The 16956-nt window shown below is 73.5% G+C and carries 14 protein-coding genes and 1 pseudogene; 6 read left to right on the forward strand and 9 right to left on the reverse strand.

All coding sequences use genetic code 11. The features are described from left to right. Positions 1-26 precede the first annotated feature (26 nt). On the forward strand, positions 27-566 hold the full coding sequence (locus FSW04_RS08690) for an NUDIX hydrolase (RefSeq protein ID WP_146918334.1): 540 nt from the start codon (positions 27-29) through the stop codon (positions 564-566). A gap of 29 nt (positions 567-595) precedes the next feature. Here FSW04_RS08690 and FSW04_RS08695 read toward each other — a convergent pair whose 3' ends face one another. Further along, entirely contained in the window at positions 596-2242 is a 1647-nt protein-coding gene (locus FSW04_RS08695) for a catalase (RefSeq protein ID WP_146918336.1), read from the reverse strand. A gap of 195 nt (positions 2243-2437) precedes the next feature. Then, positions 2438-2872, reverse strand: a pseudogene (locus FSW04_RS28380) (Fur family transcriptional regulator); the annotation flags it as partial. A gap of 18 nt (positions 2873-2890) precedes the next feature. Here FSW04_RS28380 and FSW04_RS08705 point away from each other — a divergent pair. Beyond that, a complete protein-coding gene (locus tag FSW04_RS08705) occupies positions 2891-4054 on the forward strand; it encodes an acetyl-CoA C-acyltransferase (protein ID WP_146918338.1) in 1164 nt (387 codons plus the stop codon). Between the two features lie 51 nt (positions 4055-4105). Here FSW04_RS08705 and FSW04_RS08710 read toward each other — a convergent pair whose 3' ends face one another. The 4 genes from FSW04_RS08710 to FSW04_RS08725 all read right to left on the reverse strand — a co-directional run bounded on the left by FSW04_RS08710 (position 4106) and on the right by FSW04_RS08725 (position 8195). After that, positions 4106-4867, reverse strand: a complete 762-nt coding sequence (locus FSW04_RS08710) for a 3-hydroxyacyl-CoA dehydrogenase (protein WP_146918340.1) — start codon at positions 4865-4867, stop codon at positions 4106-4108. A gap of 56 nt (positions 4868-4923) precedes the next feature. Further along, positions 4924-5919 carry a GGDEF domain-containing protein gene (locus FSW04_RS08715; RefSeq protein WP_187369359.1) on the reverse strand — a complete coding sequence of 332 codons (996 nt, stop codon included), beginning with the start codon at positions 5917-5919 and terminating at the stop codon, positions 4924-4926. Between the two features lie 162 nt (positions 5920-6081). After that, complete coding sequence (egtD, locus tag FSW04_RS08720) at positions 6082-7080, reverse strand: L-histidine N(alpha)-methyltransferase (RefSeq protein ID WP_146918344.1); 999 nt, start codon at positions 7078-7080, stop codon at positions 6082-6084. Further along, entirely contained in the window at positions 7080-8195 is a 1116-nt protein-coding gene (locus tag FSW04_RS08725) for an SUMF1/EgtB/PvdO family nonheme iron enzyme (RefSeq protein WP_146918346.1), read from the reverse strand. Before FSW04_RS08725 ends, egtD begins: the two co-directional genes overlap by 1 nt. 98 nt (positions 8196-8293) lie before the next feature. On the opposite strand from FSW04_RS08725, the gene FSW04_RS08730 reads away from it, so the two are divergent. Genes FSW04_RS08730 through FSW04_RS08740 form a run of 3 tightly spaced genes read left to right on the forward strand, consistent with a single transcriptional unit; the run spans position 8294 to position 11072 of the window. Next, entirely contained in the window at positions 8294-9025 is a 732-nt protein-coding gene (locus tag FSW04_RS08730) for a (Fe-S)-binding protein (RefSeq protein WP_146918348.1), read from the forward strand. Continuing rightward, on the forward strand, positions 9022-10431 hold the full coding sequence (locus FSW04_RS08735) for a LutB/LldF family L-lactate oxidation iron-sulfur protein (protein ID WP_146918351.1): 1410 nt from the start codon (positions 9022-9024) through the stop codon (positions 10429-10431). Before FSW04_RS08730 ends, FSW04_RS08735 begins: the two co-directional genes overlap by 4 nt. Continuing rightward, the gene (locus tag FSW04_RS08740) at positions 10428-11072 is read left to right on the forward strand and encodes a LutC/YkgG family protein (protein WP_146918353.1); all 645 of its coding nucleotides are present in this window, start codon (positions 10428-10430) and stop codon (positions 11070-11072) included. Before FSW04_RS08735 ends, FSW04_RS08740 begins: the two co-directional genes overlap by 4 nt. Here the strand turns inward: FSW04_RS08740 and FSW04_RS08745 are convergent. Further along, positions 11069-12982, reverse strand: a complete 1914-nt coding sequence (locus tag FSW04_RS08745; RefSeq protein WP_146923606.1) for a glycoside hydrolase family 15 protein — start codon at positions 12980-12982, stop codon at positions 11069-11071. The two genes, FSW04_RS08740 and FSW04_RS08745, sit on opposite strands and share 4 nt — an antisense overlap. A gap of 319 nt (positions 12983-13301) precedes the next feature. Here FSW04_RS08745 and FSW04_RS08750 point away from each other — a divergent pair, with 319 nt between their 5' ends. After that, complete coding sequence (locus FSW04_RS08750; protein WP_146918355.1) at positions 13302-15587, forward strand: MMPL family transporter; 2286 nt, start codon at positions 13302-13304, stop codon at positions 15585-15587. A 129-nt stretch (positions 15588-15716) separates the two neighbouring features. On the opposite strand, the gene FSW04_RS08755 is transcribed toward FSW04_RS08750, so the two are convergent. Next, positions 15717-16277, reverse strand: a complete 561-nt coding sequence (locus tag FSW04_RS08755) for a histidine phosphatase family protein (RefSeq protein WP_146918357.1) — start codon at positions 16275-16277, stop codon at positions 15717-15719. Between the two features lie 6 nt (positions 16278-16283). Beyond that, the gene (gene pgl, locus FSW04_RS08760; protein WP_146918359.1) at positions 16284-16952 is read right to left on the reverse strand and encodes a 6-phosphogluconolactonase; all 669 of its coding nucleotides are present in this window, start codon (positions 16950-16952) and stop codon (positions 16284-16286) included. Positions 16953-16956 lie beyond the last annotated feature (4 nt).

A 16956-nucleotide genomic window follows, 5' to 3' on the forward strand; every position in this document is an offset into this window, starting at 1 on the left:
AGGCGGCTGGCCTAGCCTGGAGGCCCGTGAGCGACCGCGAGCCCCTGAGCTACCGTCTCGTCGAGGCCGTCGAGAGCCGGCTGCGCCGCCATGCCCCCGTCGTGGCGCTGCGCGTGGCCTACCGGGTGGGCTACGTCGTGCTGCGGCCCTGGTGGTACCTGACCCGCCCGCAGACCCAGGGCGTCAAGGTCGTCGTGCGCTGCGGCGACGAGGTCCTGCTCGTGCGCCACAGCTACGCGCGGCGCGGGCAGTGGGACCTGCCCGGGGGCTTCGTCCATCCCGGCGAGGACCCGGAGGTCGCGCTGCGCCGCGAGCTCTCCGAGGAGCTCGGGGTCACGCCGCTGGCCACGCGGCGCATCGCGTGCACGCCCTCGCGGCTGGACGGCAAGCGCGAGGTCCTGTTCACCTACCTCGCTGAGGTGGCCGACACGACGATCGACCCCAGCCCGGCCGAGATCGACCAGGCCCGCTGGTACCCGGTGGATGCGCTGCCGGTACCGGCCACCCGGCTGGCCCGCCAGATGTCGGCGCGCTCGGCCTGGGAGCACGGGCCCGACGACGACTGAGCCGTCCCCGGGCCCGCGGGCCGGGCGGCTCAGGCCGTGATCGGCTCGCCCACGGGCGCGTGCTCGTTGGGCACGCAGTGCGTCATGACGAGGCCGCTCACGTCGCGCGGCGGGTTGGCGCCGAGGTTGGCGCGGCGCTGCTCCTCCTCGGGCGTGAGCGTCTGGGTGGCCAGCGGCTCGAGGTGGCGGACGTCGTCGGCGGTCAGCTCCAAGCCCTGGCCGACGCGGTCGCCCAGCTCGGTCTCGGCCATGTAGAGGTGCCAGAGCATCCGCTCCTGGATCGGCCGGTCGCACTGCGACAGGTTGGCGATCCAGTTGGCGACGAGCTCGTCCTGCTCCCACGGCTCGGAGAGCAGGTAGCGCTCGCCGGCCTGCGCGTAGTCGTTCGTGCGCGCGATCCTCTGGCGCGTCAGTCGGCCCTCGACGACCGGCCCCTGCTCGGTGTGCGTGGGCTTGGGCGCCTCCTGCGGGCCGCCGGTGATGGACGGCTCGTAGTTGACCGACGGGTTGCCCGACCCGCCGTCCACGGCGTAGGTCATCGCCCCGTCGCGCTGGTTGGTGGTGACGCGCGCGTTCTTGGGGGTGTTGACCGGCAGCTGCAGGTAGTTGGGCCCGATGCGGTGGCGCTGGGTGTCGCTGTAGCTGAACGTGCGCCCGACGAGCATCTTGTCGTCGGAGAAGTCCAGGCCATCGACCAGGACGCCGGTGCCGAAGGCGATCTGCTCGCTCTCGGCGAAGAAGTCCTCCGGCGCACGGTCGAGCACCATACGGCCGATCCTGCGCACCGGGAACACGTGCTCGGGCCAGACCTTGGTGTCGTCGAGCGGGTCGAACTCCAGCTCGGGGTGCTCATGGTCGTCCATGAGCTGGACGGCGAGCTCCCACTCGGGGTACTGGCCGGCGGCGATGGCGCCGTAGAGGTCCTTGGTGTGCACGCCGAGCTCGAGGCCCTGCTGCTTGCCGGCGTCCTCCTCGGTCCAGGACTTCACGGCCTGCTTGGGCAGCCAGTGGTACTTGACCAGCTTCGTCTCGCCGGCGGCGTTGACCCACTTGTAGGTGTTGACCCCGAAGCCCTGCATGGTGCGGTAGCTGGCCGGCACGCCGCGGGGGCTCAGGACCAGGTTGAACATGTGCAGCGACTCGGGTGACTGCGAGGCGAAGTCGAAGACCCGGTTGGGCACCTGGCGCTCGAACGTGACGGGGTCGGGCTTCTGGGAGTGGATGAAGTCGGGGAACTTGATCGCGTCACGGATGAAGAAGACGCCGAGGTTGTTGCCGACGAGGTCCCAGTTGCCGTCCTCGGTGTAGAACTTCACCGCGAAGCCGCGCGGGTCGCGAACGGCCTCGGACGAGTCCCGCCCGCCGGCCACCGTCGAGAAGCGCACCGCGACCTCGGTCCGCTTGCCGGCCGGCTCGAACAGCTTGGCGCGGGAGTGCGTGGAGATGGGCTCCTCGCCGCCCACGGTCCCGTAGGTCTCGAAGAAGCCGAACGCCGTGGCGCCGCGCGCGTGCACGACGCGCTCGGGCACGCGCTCGCGATCGAAGTGGGCCAGCTTCTCCATGAACTGGTAGTTCTCGAGCGTGGCCGGGCCGCGCTCACCGATCGTCCGCGTGTTCTGGTTGTCGGCGATGGGCTGGCCGTTGCGGGTGGTGAGGGTGTTGTCCTCGTCGGTCATGCGACCTGCCTTCCTTCGTGGGTTGCTCCTGCGCACGGGGGACAGAGCCCCCAGAAGGTGACCTCGGCCTCGTCGACGGCGTAGCCGTGGGCCGTGCCGGCCTCCAGGCAGGGGGGCGTGGCCCACGACGCAGTCGACGTCGGCGACCGCGCCGCAGGCGCGGCACACCAGGTGATGGTGGTTGTCGCCGACCCTCGCCTCGTAGCGCGCGGGGCCGCCGGCGGGCTCGATGCGGCGCGCGAGCACGCCGCGGTGCAGCGCCTCGCAGCAGTCGTAGGCGGCCTGCGTCGAGATCGCCACGCCGTGTGCGCGGACGCGCTCGATGATCTGGTCGACGCGCGGGTGGTCGGTCGCCTCGCCCAGGACCCGCAGGACGGCCAGGCGCGGGGCGGTGACCCGCAGGCCGGCGGCGCGGAGACGCTGTTGGAGGAGGACGTCGGTCACTCCATCGGGCGTACCGCCCTGGAACGGTTCCAAACCATCCCGGCGCCTCGGTGTCCTGGCGACGAGGACGTCCAGGGCTGTCGGTCGCGAATAGCCCGATCGGGTGAGTATCCTCCTGGGAAGGCCCCGTGGAGTGCGACCGCCGGGGGATAAACCTGCCCGTGGTGTGCGACCGCCGGGCGTCATCTCCGAGAGGAACCATCCATGCCCGAAGCCGTCATCGTCGACGCCGTCCGGACGCCCGTCGGACGAGCCTTCAAGGGCTCGCTGGCCCCCCTGCGTCCCGACGAGACCCTCGCCTTCATCGTCGACGCGCTGCTGGAGCGCAACCCCGGCGTCGACCCGGCCACCGTGGAGGAGCTCATCGCGGGCTGCGGCATGCCGCAGGGTCTGCAGGCCAACAACATCGGCCGCATCGCGGTCCTGCTGTCGGACAAGCTCGGCCAGGCCACCAACGGCTCGACCATCTCGCGCTACTGCGCGTCGGGCCTGGATGCCATCCGCATCGCGGCCAACAACGTCGTCGCGGGCCAGGGCGACGTCTACGTCGCCGGCGGCGTCGAGTTCGTCTCGCGCTACAACGCGCAGGCCGAGGCCGCCCACCCCGAGGACCAGAACGAGCACCTGCACGGCACCGACGGCCGCCCCGACGCCTACATCGCGATGGGCTTGACCGCCGAGAACGTCGCCGAGCGCTACGGGGTCTCGCGCGAGGACCAGGACCGCTACGCCCAGCGCTCGCAGGAGCGCGCCGTCGCCGCCCAGGAGGCCGGGGTCTTCGACCGTGAGATCGTGCCCGTCACCCTCGCCGACGGCACCGTGGTCGGCAAGGACGACGGCCCGCGGGCGTCCTCGACCTACGAGAAGCTCGCGACGCTCGAGCCGGCCTTCAAGCCCGGTGGCACCGTCACGGCCGGCAACGCGTGCCCGCTCAACGACGGCGCGGCCGCCGCGCTGGTCATGAGCGCCGCCAAGGCGGCCGAGCTGGGCCTGACGCCGCGGGCGCGCATCATCACCGCCGCGACGTGGGGCAACGAGCCCGAGTACATGGGCGTCGCGCCCATCGGGGCGATCAAGAAGGCACTCGACCGCGCCGGGATGTCGATCTCCGACATCGACGTGACCGAGCTCAACGAGGCGTTCGCGGCCCAGGTGCTGCCGATCGCCGCCGAGGTCGGCATCGACATGGACGCGCTGAACCCGCACGGCGGCGCGATCGCGCTCGGCCACCCCTTCGGGATGACCGGCGTGCGCATCATGACCACGCTGCTCAACGACCTCGAGACGCTCGACGGGACGATCGGCCTCGAGACGATGTGCGTCGCCCAGGGCCAGGGCGAGGCCATGATCATCGAGCGACTCCGCTAGTCCTGGGCCGATACCCGCTGAGGGAACCCGGCCCCCTGGGCCGGTGTTCCCCTATCGCGGCGCCATGCGGATCGCGCCGTCGAGCCGGATCGTCTCGCCGTTGAGCATCGGGTTGACGATGATCTGCTCGGCCAGCAGCGCGTACTCCGACGGGCGCCCCAGGCGCGGCGGGAACGGGATGGACTTCCCGAGCGACTCGCGCGCCTCCTCGGGCAGCGTGGCCAGCAGCGGCGTGTCGAACAGGCCGGGGGCGATCGTGTTGACCCTGATCCCGTACTGCGCCAGGTCGCGGGCCACCGGGAGCGTCATGCCGACCACGCCGCCCTTGCTGGCCGAGTAGGCGACCTGGCCGATCTGGCCGTCGAAGGCCGCGACCGACGCGGTGTTGATGAGCACGCCGCGCTCGCCGTCGGCGTTGGGCTCGTTGGCGATCATCGCCGCGGCTGCGAAGCGCAGCAGGTTGAACGTGCCGATCAGGTTGATGGCGATGATGGTCTCGAACGGCTGCAGCGGGTGCGGGCCCTTCGAGTTGGCCACGCGCTGCGCCCAGCCCGTGCCGGCGCACGTGACGGCGATCCGCAGCCCGCCGTCGGCCTCGGCGGCCTGCCGCACCGCGGCCTGCACCTGGTCCTCCTCGCGGACGTCGACCGCCACGAACGCGGCGCCGAGCTCGTCGGCGACGGCCTGGCCCTTCTCGGCGTTGACGTCGGCGATCGTCAGCACGGCGCCCTGCTCGGCCAGCCGCCGCGATGTGGCCTCGCCGAGGCCCGAGGCGCCGCCGACGACGAGCGCACCACTCCCTGAGATGTCCATGCCGTAGACCCTACCCTGGTGACACAGGCGTCAACTTCGCGGCGATGCCGTGGCGGTCAGCGCCCGGCGGGGGCCGGCGCGCGCCGCAGGCCGTCCTTGCCGCCGGCCTTGCTGGCCCGCAACGCCTGGTCGGCGCGCTCCAGCACCTCGGCGGGCCCCTCGGGCTCGACCCACTCGGCGACGCCGCAGGAGACGGTGATGCCCTCCTGGCCGCCGTCGGGGAGCGCGATGCGGATCTCCCGCAGCGCCCGCAGCGCGCGCTCGGCGGCGATGTCGGCCCGCGGGCCGCGGACGTTGGGAAGGATGACGACGAACTCGTCGCCGCCGTAGCGCGCGACCTGGTCGAAGCTGCGGTACTCGGCGCGCAGCGCGTCGGCGACATGGCGCAGCAGCGCGTCGCCGGTGAGGTGGCCGTGCACGTCGTTGACGCGCTTGAAGTCGTCGAGGTCGAGGATCGTGACGGCCAGCGGGGTGCCCTGGCGCCGGGCGCGGGCGATCTCCTGCGACAGGCGCTCACGCATCGCGCCGTGGTTCAGGCAGCCCGTCAGCGGATCGATCGCGGCGGCCAGGCGCGCGTCGCGCAGGGCGACGGCCGTGCCGGCCAGCGCAGTGAGCGCGGCGGCGGCCTGCAGGTCGGCGGCGGGCCAGGCGCGCGGGGTCCGCGAGCCGAGCACGACGACGGCGCGCACGGCCTCGCCGACGGTGAGCGGCAGGACCGCCGCGGTCACCGGCCCGTAGGTGCGCACGAGCTCGGCCGGCAGCGTGCCCGCCACGGCGGTGTCGGGGACGGTGACCGCGCGCCCGGCGTCGGCGACCCAGTCCAGCGCGTCGCCGCCGGCGCCGCGCGTCAGGAGGTACTCGGCGCAGCCGGCGCCCCGGAGGGCGACGACGCCGTGCGACGGCCGCCCGCCGGCGAGCACGACGACGTGGGCCTGGTCGAGGCCCAGCGCGGCCACCAGCTCCTCGGCCAGCGCACGCTGGACGAGCGCCGGCTCGGCGTCGCGCTGCGCGAGACGGGCGAGGCGCTCGACGCTCTGCGGGAACTGCTGCACGTGGGTCCGATCGGCCTTCCGGCGATGCGGCGCGCCCATCGGGTCATCCGTGCCCGGGCGCCGCGTCGGCTGCGATCAGTGTAGAAGTGGAGCTTCGGTCCGGAAAGACCAGGTTTGCGACCTGGACCCCCGTGGGGGTCCGGCCGCGGTCGGTGCCCGGCCTCAGCCGCGCACGCTGGCGAGGTTCAGCGCGAACAGGCCGTCGGGATCGGTGTACTGGGCGGCGAGCTCCATCCCCGACGCGGCGAGGTCGCCCTCGATGCGGGCGCGCGTGAACTTGGCGCTGATCTCCGTGCGCAGCTCCTCGCCGGCCGCGAACGTCACGCGCAGGCCCAGGGCGCCGACGCGGACCCGCTGGGGGCGGCGGGCGCGCAGGCGCATCTCGATCCACTCGCGGTCACGGTCGAAGAACGCCACGTGCTCGAAGGCGTCGGGGACGAAGTCGGCCTGCAGCTCGCGGTTGAGCACGTGCAGCACGTTGCGGTTGAACTCGGCCGTCACGCCCTGGGCGTCGTTGTAGGCCGCCTCGAGCACGGCGGGGTCCTTGACGAGGTCGGTGCCGACGAGGAGGTAGCCGTCCTCGCCGAGCAGGCGCCGCAGGGACCGCAGGAAGCGCCGGCGCGTGCCGGGGGCGAAGTTGCCGATGGTGCCGCCGAGGAACGCGAGGATGCGCGGGCCGGGCGTGACAGGGGGCGGGATGCGGTCCAGGTGGCGCTCGAAGTCGCCGACGATCCCGTGCACCCGCAGGCCGTCGAACTCGTCGACGAGCTCGTGCGCGCTGGCGCGGACCATGGACTCGGTGACGTCGAACGGGACGTAGCGGTGCAGCGTGCCCGCCTCGTGCATCGCCCGCAGCAGCAGGCGCGTCTTGGCGGCGGTGCCCGAGCCCAGCTCGACGAGCTCGGTGGCGCCCGTGAGGTCGACGATGCTCGCGCTGTCGGCCTGCAGGATCGCCCGCTCGCAGCGGGTGGGGTAGTACTCGGGCAGGTCGCAGATGCGGTCGAACAGCTCGGCGCCGCGCGCGTCGTAGAAGTGCTTGGGGGGCAGCTCCTTGAACGGCTTGGTCAGCCCGTCGAGCACGTCATCGGCCAGCGTGCGGTGCTCGCCGCCCTCGAGGTGGGACTCGACGACGACGCGGGCCGGGGCGATGACGGGCTCCATCAGGAGTCCTCCTCAGGGCGGGGGGAGTGGGGCTCGCGGGCCAGTCGCACTCCGGCGAAGATCTGCCGTCGCTCGGGGAGGTCCCAGTTGCGGAACGTCGTGGTCGCCACGCGTGGATGGGTGGCCCAGGAGCCGCCGCGAAGTACGCGGTAACGCTCACCGAAGAAGACTTCCGAGTATTGCGGGTAGGGGTGTGCGTGGAAGCCGGGGTAGCCGGTGAAGGGGCTCGCCGTCCACTCCCACACGAGACCGACGCCGTCGAGGCGGGGGGCTGCGAGCTCCCACTCGGCCTCGGTGGGGAGCCGTGCTCCGCTCCACCGGGCCAAGGCGTGCGCCTCGAACCAGGACAGGTGGCAGGCGGGCGCGTCGTCAGGCCCGTCTGCCACGGCGGCGTGGTGGGAGATGTCGTACTCCTCCTTCCACGCCCAGCCCTCGTCCGACCACCACTCGCGGCGCTCGTAGCCGCCGCCCTCGGCGAAGCGCCGCCAGGTCGCGGTGGTCACGGGCCGGCGGCCGATGTGGAAGGGCGCGACCTCGACGTCGTGGCGCGGCCGCTCGTTGTCGTAGGCGAACCCGTCGTCGCCGGCGCCGAGCGCGTGGGTGCCGCCGGGCACCGCGACCCAGCCCCGGGCCTCGGGCAGCGGCTGGAGCGCCGGGAGCCGGGGCTCGCCCGGGGGCAGGAGCCCGGCGATCGCCATCGCCTGGCGCATCGTCTCGGTGTGCTGGAGCTCGTGGCGGAGCACCATCTCGTGGATGACGGGGTCGATGCCGTGCGTGCCGATCGCCGCCAGCGTGCGCTCGCGCACCTCGGCGAGGTAGGCGACCGCGTCGCGGTGGCCGAGGATCTCGAGGTCGCCGCGCACCGCGCGGGGCGTCTCGAAGGCGTCGTAGAGCGCCGCGAGCTCGGGGTGCAGCAGGGGGAGGCCGGCATGGCGGTGCACGAGCCACAGGTCCTCGTAGGCGGCGATGTGCCCGAGGTCCCAGACGAGGGGGCTCATGATCGGGGCGATCTGGCGCTCGAGGTCGGCGGTGCCCAGGTGGGCCACGGCCGCGAAGGTACCCCGGCGGGCTTCGGCCAGATCGTCGACGAGGTTGGCGGATTCGGTGGCCGTCATCGCTTGGAGCGAGAGTCTCCCCACTCCCTCCCACGTTACACACCCCGATCCGCCGTCCTGGCACCTCCCGCCTTCCGCGGCTTGGGATGATGTGGCCCTTGCGCGTCGCGCTGTTCATCACGTGCCTCGCCGACACCCTGTTCCCCGAGGTCGGCCGGGCCACCGTCACGGTGCTTGAGCGCCTGGGCCACGAGGTCGTCTTCCCCGAGGAGCAGACCTGCTGCGGGCAGATGCACGCCAACACGGGCTACCGCGCGGAATCGGTCCCGCTCGTGCGCCGCTTCGCCCGGGCGTTCGAGGGCGCCGGGGCCGACGCGATCGTCTGCCCGTCGGGCTCGTGCACCGCGATGGTCCGCGACCAGTACGCGGGCCTGGCCGCCGCCTCGGGCGACGCGGGGCTGGAGGCCTCCGTGACCGCGCTCGTGCCGCGCGTGTTCGAGCTGTCGCAGTTCCTGGTCGGCGAGCTCGGCGTGGAGGACGTCGGCGCCGCCTTCCCGCACCGGGTGACCTACCACCCGACCTGCCACTCGCTGCGCCTGCTGCGCGTGGGCGACGCGCCGCTGCGGCTGCTGCGCGCCGTGCGCGGCATCGACCTCGTCGAGCTCGGCGAGGCCGAGGCGTGCTGCGGCTTCGGCGGCACGTTCGCGGTCAAGAACGCCGACACGTCGACCGCGATGCTCACCGACAAGCTCCAGCACGTCCTGGCCACGGGCGCCGAGGTCTGCACCGCGGCCGACAGCTCGTGCCTCATGCACCTCGGCGGCGGCCTGAGCCGCCGCCGGGCCGGGGTGCGCACGATGCATCTGGCCGAGATCCTGGCGGCGACGTGAACGGCCCGCGCCGCTTCCCGGAGGCCGCGCGCGAGGCGCTGGGCGACAGCCAGCTGCGCGCCAACCTGCGCCGGGCGACGCACACGATCCGCGACAGGCGCGCCGCCGTCGTGGCCGAGATCGGCGAGTGGGAGGCGCTGCGCGAGGCCGGCCGGGCCATCAAGGAGGCCACGATGCGCCACCTCGACGTCCACCTCGAGGCGCTCGAGCGATCGGTGACCGACCGCGGCGGCGTCGTGCACTGGGCCCGCGACGCCGCTGAGGCCAACGCCACCGTCGCCCGGCTCGTGCACGAGGCCGGGGCGCGCGAGGTCGTCAAGGTCAAGTCGCTGGCCACCGACGAGATCGGGCTCAACGACGCGCTGGCCGCCGAGGGCATCACGGCCCACGAGACCGACCTGGCCGAGCTCATCGTGCAGCTGGCCCACGACACGCCGTCGCACATCCTCGTCCCGGCGATCCACCGCAACCGGGCCGAGATCGCCGCGCTGTTCCGGCGGACGCTGCCCGGCGCGCAGGGCGTCTCCGACGAGCCCGCCGCGCTGGCCGAGGCCGCGCGGCGCTTCCTGCGCGAGCGCTTCCTCGGCGCGCGCGTCGGCGTCAGCGGCGCGAACTTCGCCGTCGCGCAGACGGGCACGGTCTGCGTCGTGGAGTCCGAGGGCAACGGCCGGATGTGCACCACCCTGCCGGAGGTCCTCATCACGGTCATGGGCATCGAGAAGGTCATCCCGTCGCTCGCCGACCTCGGCGTGATGCTCCAGCTGCTGCCGCGCTCCTCGACGGGCGAGCGGATGAACCCCTACACGTCGCTGTGGACCGGCGTGGCGCCCGACGACGGGCCGCAGGCGTTCCACCTCGTCCTGCTGGACAACGGCCGCACCGACGTCCTGGCCGACGCGACCGGCCGCCAGGCGCTGCACTGCATCCGCTGCTCGGCGTGCCTCAACGTCTGCCCCGTCTACGAGCGCACGGGCGGCCACGCCTACGGCGACACCTACCCCGGCCCGATCGGGGCGATCCTCGCGCCACAGCTGCACGGGATGCGGGGGCCGACGACGTCGCTGCCGTGGGCGTCGACGCTCTGCGGCGCGTGCGCCGACGTCTGCCCCGTGGGCATCGACATCCCCGGGGTGCTCATCCACCTGCGCGGGCGCGTCGTCGCGCAGGCGGCCAGGGGCGACGTGCCCGCCGGCGAGCGGCTGGGCATGGAGGCGATGGCGCGCGTGTTCTCCAGCCGGCGGCGCTACGAGGCCGCCCAGCGGCTCGCCCGCGCGGGCGCGCGGCCGCTGGCGCGCGGCGGGCGGATCGAGCACCGGCTCCCCGGGCCGCTGGCCGGCTGGACGATGTCGCGCGATCTGCCCGCGCCGCCCGCCCAGACGTTCCGCGAGTGGTGGCGTGCGCGATGAGCGGCGGCGCGGCCCGTGCGGCGGTCCTGGCGCGCGTCCGCTCGGCGCTGGCCGACGTGCCCGCCGGGGAGCCCGGCGCCGCCGTGCCCGCGGTCCCGGCGGCGGCCGCGCCCGACGACCTCGCGGGGCTGTTCGCCGACCGCGTGGCCGACTACCGCGCGACCGTCACGCGCTGCGCGGCCGACGACGCCGCGATCGCCGCCGCGATCGGCGAGGCCTTCGCCCGCCACGGGGCGGGCTCCTCCGTCGTGGCGCCGGGCGTGCCGGAGGCGTGGCGGGCGGCCGCGCCCGGCCCCGAGGTCGACGAGCCGGCGCTGGCCCTGGAGCGCCTGGACGCCGTCGACGGCGTGCTCAGCGGCTGCGCCCTGGGGATCGCGGAGACCGGCACGATCATCCTCGACGGGGCGCGACGCAGCGGCCGGCGCGCCATCACCCTGGTGCCCGACCTGCACGTCTGCGTGGTCCTCGCGGCCGACGTCGTGGCCGGGGTCGCCGAGGCGACCGCGCGGCTGGGCGCCGCGATCGTCGCCGGCCGGCCGGTCACGCTGGTCTCCGGCCCGTCGGCGACGTCGGACATCGAGCTCGACCGCGTCGAGGGCGTGCACGGCCCCCGGCGCCTGGAGGTCGTGCTCGCCGGCTAGAAGACCGGGTTGGCCTGCTCGTCGCGGATGACGTGCATGACCGCGTTGATGAGCGCCAGGTGCGTGAAGGCCTGGGGGAAGTTGCCCAGGTGGCGGCCGGTGGATGCCTCGAGCTCCTCGGCGTAGAGGTCCAGCGACGAGGCCAGCGACAGGAGGCGCTCGCAGAGCGCGCGGCCCTGCTTGCGCTCGCCGATCTCCAGCAGCGCGCTGACGAGCCAGAACGAGCAGATGAGGAACGTGCCCTCCTCGCCGGAGAGCCCGTCGTCGGTCTCCTCGGTGCGATAGCGCAGCACGAGGCCGTTCTCGGTCAGATCCTCGGCGACGGCCATGACCGTGTGGTGCACGCGCGGGTCGTCGTGGGGAAGGAAGCGCACGAGCGGGATGAGCAGCAGCGACGCGTCGAGGTTGCGCGAGCCGTAGTACTGCGTGAACCGGCCCCGCTCGTCGACGCCCCGCTCGCAGATCTCGGCGTGGATCTCGTTGGCCACCAGGCGCCAGCGGTCGGCGAGCTCGTCCTTGCCGCGGCGGGCGGCCAGCCGGGCCCCGCGATCCAGCGCCACCCAGCACATCAACTTGCTCGAGACGTAGTGGCGGGCCTCGCCGCGTGTCTCCCAGATGCCCTGGTCGGGCAGCCGCCACGACGCGATGGCCTGCTCGACCTGGTCGTGGATGACCGGCCACAGGCGCGCCGAGTTGTGCCCGTACTCCTTGGCGTGCAGCCACAGCGAGTCCAGCACGGCGCCGAAGACGTCGTTCTGGCGCTGGTGGTAGGCGTCGTTGCCGATGCGCACGGGGCGCGCGCCCTCGTAGCCCGTGAGGTGGTCGAGCGTCTGCTCCTCGAGCACGCGCTCGCCGCCGATCCCGTACATGATCTGCAGGGCGCCGTCCTCGTTGCGCCCCAGGTCGGCCACGAACTGGATGAAGTCGTCGGCCTCCCAGTTGAGGCCGAGGGAGTGCAGGCCCGACAGCGTGAACGTCGCGTCTCGCATCCACGTGAAGCGGTAGTCCCAGTTGCGCTCGCCGCCGGGGGTCTCGGGCAGCGACGTGGTCGGCGCGGCGACCAGCGCGCCGGTCGGCGCGTAGGTCAGGCCCTTCAGCGTCAGCGCGCTGCGCTCGAGGTGGTTGCGCCAGCGGTGGTCGGGGAAGTCGGCGTCGGCCAGCCAGCCGCGCCAGTACTCGCTCGTGACGGCCAGCGCGTGCGTGGCCTGCTCGGCCGTGCGCGGCCCGTCGAGCAGGCGCGACCACGACAACGCGCAGAAGCGGGTCTCGCCACGCTCGATGCGGTGGCGTGCGCGGACGCAGCCGCCCTCGATGCCGAGGTTGAGGTCCGACATGAGGCGCAGCGCGCGCTCGCCGTCGGTGGCGTCCAGCGCGTGGTTGTCGTTGGGCACCGCGCTCCACGTGGCGGGGACGCGGCCGTAGTCGAACATCGGCTCGCACAGGAGCTCGATCTGCGCCTGGCCGTGGATGCAGGTGATCGTGCGCACGAGGACGTGGTGGGCCTCGTAGTCGGTGGGCGGACGCGTGTGGGCCGTCGTCGAGCCCTGCGTGCGCTCGCGCCACGGGCCGATGACCAGCGCGTCGCGGACGATGACCCAGCCCGTCGGCGTCATCCACGTCGTCTCGAGGATCATCGTGCCGGGCTCGTAGCGGCGCCCGGCGGGGACGCCCATCGCGCTCGGGCCGAGGCGGAAGCCGCCGGCGGAGCGGTCGAGGATCGCGCCGAACACGCTCGGGGAGTCGAAGCGCGGGGGGCACAGCCACTCCACGGTGCCGTCGGGCGCCAGCAGCGCGCCCGTGTGGCAGTCGCTGAGGAACCCGTAGTCGGCGATGGGCGGGAACGCCGAGCGCACGGGCGTGCGCTGCACGAACGGCGTCGTGTCGCGGACTTCGACGAAGCCCGGGTCCATCGCGCCGGCGCGGGGCGGGTGCAGGGTGTCGGGGTCGGCGTCGCGGGCGGGGGAGCCGGCGGGTGCCGTCGCGAGATCGGGATGCGGGTCCATGGGAGGTCTTCTCGGGGTGATCGGCCGCAGGGGGACAGGACCGCAGAGCAACGCAGCGGCCCAGACTAGCGACGCTGCACGATCGCACCAGCTGTGCAAGGCGGCCCGTCACGCCCGTGCCCGTAGGGGCGGTCCCCGACGAACCCCTACGGGTGGGGTCATCCCCACCCCTGGACGCCAGTCCCCCACATGGCCCATCCGGCGGCGTCTCGCGATGCTGGCGCCCATGACCCCCTCCTCCGCCGCTTCTTCCCCCTCGCTGGCGGCACGCGTCGGCCGCTGGAGCACGCGGCACCGCCGGACGGCCATCGCCGGCTGGTTCGTGTTCGTGCTCATCGCGGTGTTCGCCGGCAGCTCCGTCGGGACCGTGCACCCCTCCAACGACTCCGGCGGGCACGGCGACTCGGCCCGTGCGGACCGCATCGTCAACGACGCCTACCCCGACCGCGCCGACGAGTCGGTGCTCATCCAGTCCACCGCGGGTCATCCCCGCACCGCGAAGGACCCCGAGTTCCGCCGGACCGTCGCCGACGTCGTCGCCGGCGTCACACGGCAGCCCGGCGTGGTCGACGTGCAGTCGCCCTACACCGCGGGCAACGGCGGTCAGATCGCCGAGGACGGCCACTCCGCCATGGTGTCCTTCAAGATCAACGGCGACTCCAAGCTGGCCGAGAAGCGCGTCGGCCCCGTCGAGGACGCGGTCAGGGCCGCGGCCGACAGGCACCCGTCGGTCTACGTCGGGCAGTTCGGATCGGCCAGCGCCGACAAGGCGCTGTCCAAGGCGTTCGGCGACGACTTCGCCAAGGCCGGGATGCTCTCCGTCCCGGTCACGCTCCTCATCCTCGTGCTGACGTTCGGTGCGCTGGTCGCCGCGGGCGTCCCGCTGCTGCTGGGCCTGACCGCCGTGGTGGGCACGATCGGCCTGCTGGGCCCGATCAGCCACCTCGTCGCCCTCGACGAGTTCATCAACGAGATCGTCCTGCTCGTCGGCCTCGCGGTCGGCGTCGACTACTCGCTGTTCTACCTGCGCCGCGAGCGCGAGGAGAAGGCCCGCGGGGCGAGCCCCAGGGAGGCCGTGGCGATCGCCGCCGGCACCTCGGGCCGCGCCGTGCTGGTCTCCGGCGTGACCGTCATGGTCGCGATGGCGGGCATGATGTTCGCCGGCGACGCGACGTTCACGGCGTTGGGCATCGGTGCGATCCTCGTGGTCGCGGTGGCGATGATCGGCTCGGTCACCGTGATCCCGGCGCTGCTGTCGGGCTCGGGCAGGTGGCTGGAGCGCGGCCGCATCCCGTTCCTGGGCAAGCGCATGGCCGCCGCCCGGACGCGTGACATCGACTCCGGCGGCCGCGCGTGGAACGCCGTGCTCAACGCCGTGCTGCGGCGCCCGTGGCTCTCGGCGGTGGCCGCCGCGACCGTCCTGCTGGTGATGGCACTGCCCGTGCTGCACATGCACACGGCCGACAGCGGCACCGACGCGATCCCGCGCGACCAGCCGGTCATGAAGGTCTACGACAGGATGCAGGCCGCGTTCCCCGGCGGCGAGATCCCGGCCGTGGTGGTCCTCAAGGCCGCCGACGTGACCAGCCCGCGGATCACCGCCGCGGTCAGGCAGCTCGAGGCCGACGCGCTGGCGACCGGCAAGGTCAAGGCGCCGATCGACACCACCGTGTCGCCCGACCGGCATGTGCTGCAGGTCAGCCTGCCCATCGTGGGCTCGGGCACCGACGACGCGTCGAACGCGGCCCTGGCCACTCTGCGCGGCGACGTCGTGCCGAAGTTCGAGCAGCGCGCCGGGACCAAGGCCTACGTGACGGGCATGACCGCCGGCTCCAAGGATTTCAACGACCTCATGAAGTCCCGCTGGCCGATCGTGTTCGCGTTCGTCCTCAGCCTGGCCTTCGTGCTCCTGCTGCTGACGTTCCGCTCCATCGTGATCCCGCTCAAGGCCATCGTGTTGAACCTGCTGTCCGTCGGCGCCGCCTACGGCGTGCTGACCTGGGTCTTCCAGGACGGCCATGGCGAGGGGCTGCTGGGCTTCAAGAGCACCGGGTCGATCACGAGCTGGCTGCCCATGTTCCTGTTCGTGATCCTGTTCGGCCTCTCGATGGACTACCACGTGTTCATCCTCAGCCGGATCCGCGAGGCGTTCGATCGCGGGATGCGGACCCAGGACGCGGTGGCGCATGGGATCCGCACGACGGCCGGCACGGTCACGAGCGCGGCGATCGTGATGGTCGCGGTGTTCGGCATCTTCGCGACGCTGAGCTACCTCGACTTCAAGATGATGGGCGTGGGCCTGGCCACCGCCATCCTCATCGACGCCACGATCGTCCGGGCGGTCCTGCTGCCCGCCACGATGAAGCTCCTCGGGGACTGGAACTGGTACCTGCCCCGCTGGCTGGAGTGGCTGCCCCGCATCGGCGGCCACGAGGGCCACGCCGCCCCGGCGCCGGCGCCGGCGCCCGGCCCGCGGCGGATCGAGCGCGAGCCCGAGTACGCGGAGGTCTGAGGGCCCGCGCCCCGATCGACGCCGCAGCGCCGCCGCCCCCGGGGACCCCCGGGGGCGGCGGTCGTCCGGGGGGCGTCAGGCGGAGGAGCCCGGACCGCGGACGCACCCCCCGGCCGTCCGCGTGCAGACCTACACGTTCCAACCCGTGAGCACGCGCGTCTCGCGCTCGAAGCCGCAGCGGCCGACCCCCGCCGTGCGCAGCGCGAGGCGGCCGCCGAAGGCCGGGTCCTGCTCGGTCCAGCGTGCCGCCAGAACGCGCAGCACGTGCCCGTGGGCCACGAGGGCCACGTCGCCGTCGATCCCCAGGGCCTCGGCGATCACGCGGTCGGCGCGGGCGCCGACGTCGGCCGCGCTCTCGCCGCCCGGCACCCCGTCGCGCCACAGGAGCCAGTCCGGGCGCTCGGCGCGGATCTCGGCGGTCGTCCTGCCCTCGTAGTCGCCGTAGTCCCACTCCATGAGGTCGTCGCGCACGAGCGCCCCGGCGTCCAGGCCGGCGAGCTGCGCGGTCTCGCGGGCGCGCACGAGCGGGCTGACGAGGACCGCCGCGAACGCGCGGCCGCCGAGCCGGTCGCGCAGGCCGCGGGCGTGCTCGCGGCCCGCATCGGTCAGCGGGATGTCCGAACGGCCCGTGTGCCGGCCGGCCAGCGACCACGGCGTCTCGGCGTGGCGGATGAGCCAGAGCTCGTGCACGGGCCGTCAGTCGGGCAGGACGGACGCGTCGGCCATGATGAGCAGCTTCGTGCGGTCCAGCAGGGACGCCGGGGTCCGGCGGTCCGGCGGTCCCATCGCACGCGTCAGCGCCTCGCTCTTGCCCTCGCCGGCGGCCAGCAGCACGATCCGCCGAGACGAGTTGATCTTGGGCAGCGTGAGGGTGATCCGCTGCGGCGGCGGCTTGGGCGAGTCGGTCACTCCGGCGGCCACGCCGTGGGCGTCGAGCACCGGGTGGTCGGGGAACAGCGATGCCGTGTGGCCATCGGGCCCCATCCCGAGCTGGATGATGTCGAGCACGGTGTCGCCGAGCTCGCGGCTGTACTCGATGGCGCCCTCGGCCGGGCCGAGCGTCGCGGGCATCGGGTGCCAGGTCGCCCCCCGGGCGCGCAGGCGGTCCTTGACCTGGCCGTGGTTGGACTCCGGGTCGTCGAACGGCACGCAGCGCTCGTCGCCGTACCAGAGGTGCACCTCGGTCCAGTCGGAGAGCTGGCCGTCCATGAGCTCGTAGCAGCGCATGGGCGTCGAGCCGCCGGCGAGGCCGACGTGGGCGACGCCCCGCTCGGCGCGGGCGTGGGCGATCGCGGTGGCCAGGTCGCGGGCGGCGTGGCGCGCCAGGGACTCGGCGTCGGCTTGGCGGGAGAGCTGGACGGGCACGGGG

This window comes from Baekduia soli, assembly GCF_007970665.1.
Lineage (GTDB): Bacteria > Actinomycetota > Thermoleophilia > Solirubrobacterales > Solirubrobacteraceae > Baekduia > Baekduia soli.

What these genes read in the sequence shown, in the direction of transcription:
- FSW04_RS08750 (WP_146918355.1), top strand. Translation starts at nt 13,302, where the DNA reads ATGACCCCCTCCTCCGCCGCTTCTTCCCCCTCGCTGGCGGCACGCGTC.
- FSW04_RS08745 (WP_146923606.1), bottom strand. Translation starts at nt 12,982, where the DNA reads ATGGACCCGGGCTTCGTCGAAGTCCGCGACACGACGCCGTTCGTGCAG.
- FSW04_RS08740 (WP_146918353.1), top strand. Translation starts at nt 10,428, where the DNA reads ATGAGCGGCGGCGCGGCCCGTGCGGCGGTCCTGGCGCGCGTCCGCTCG.
- FSW04_RS08710 (WP_146918340.1), bottom strand. Translation starts at nt 4,867, where the DNA reads ATGGACATCTCAGGGAGTGGTGCGCTCGTCGTCGGCGGCGCCTCGGGC.
- FSW04_RS08725 (WP_146918346.1), bottom strand. Translation starts at nt 8,195, where the DNA reads ATGACGGCCACCGAATCCGCCAACCTCGTCGACGATCTGGCCGAAGCC.
- FSW04_RS08695 (WP_146918336.1), bottom strand. Translation starts at nt 2,242, where the DNA reads ATGACCGACGAGGACAACACCCTCACCACCCGCAACGGCCAGCCCATC.
- FSW04_RS08705 (WP_146918338.1), top strand. Translation starts at nt 2,891, where the DNA reads ATGCCCGAAGCCGTCATCGTCGACGCCGTCCGGACGCCCGTCGGACGA.
- egtD (WP_146918344.1), bottom strand. Translation starts at nt 7,080, where the DNA reads ATGGAGCCCGTCATCGCCCCGGCCCGCGTCGTCGTCGAGTCCCACCTC.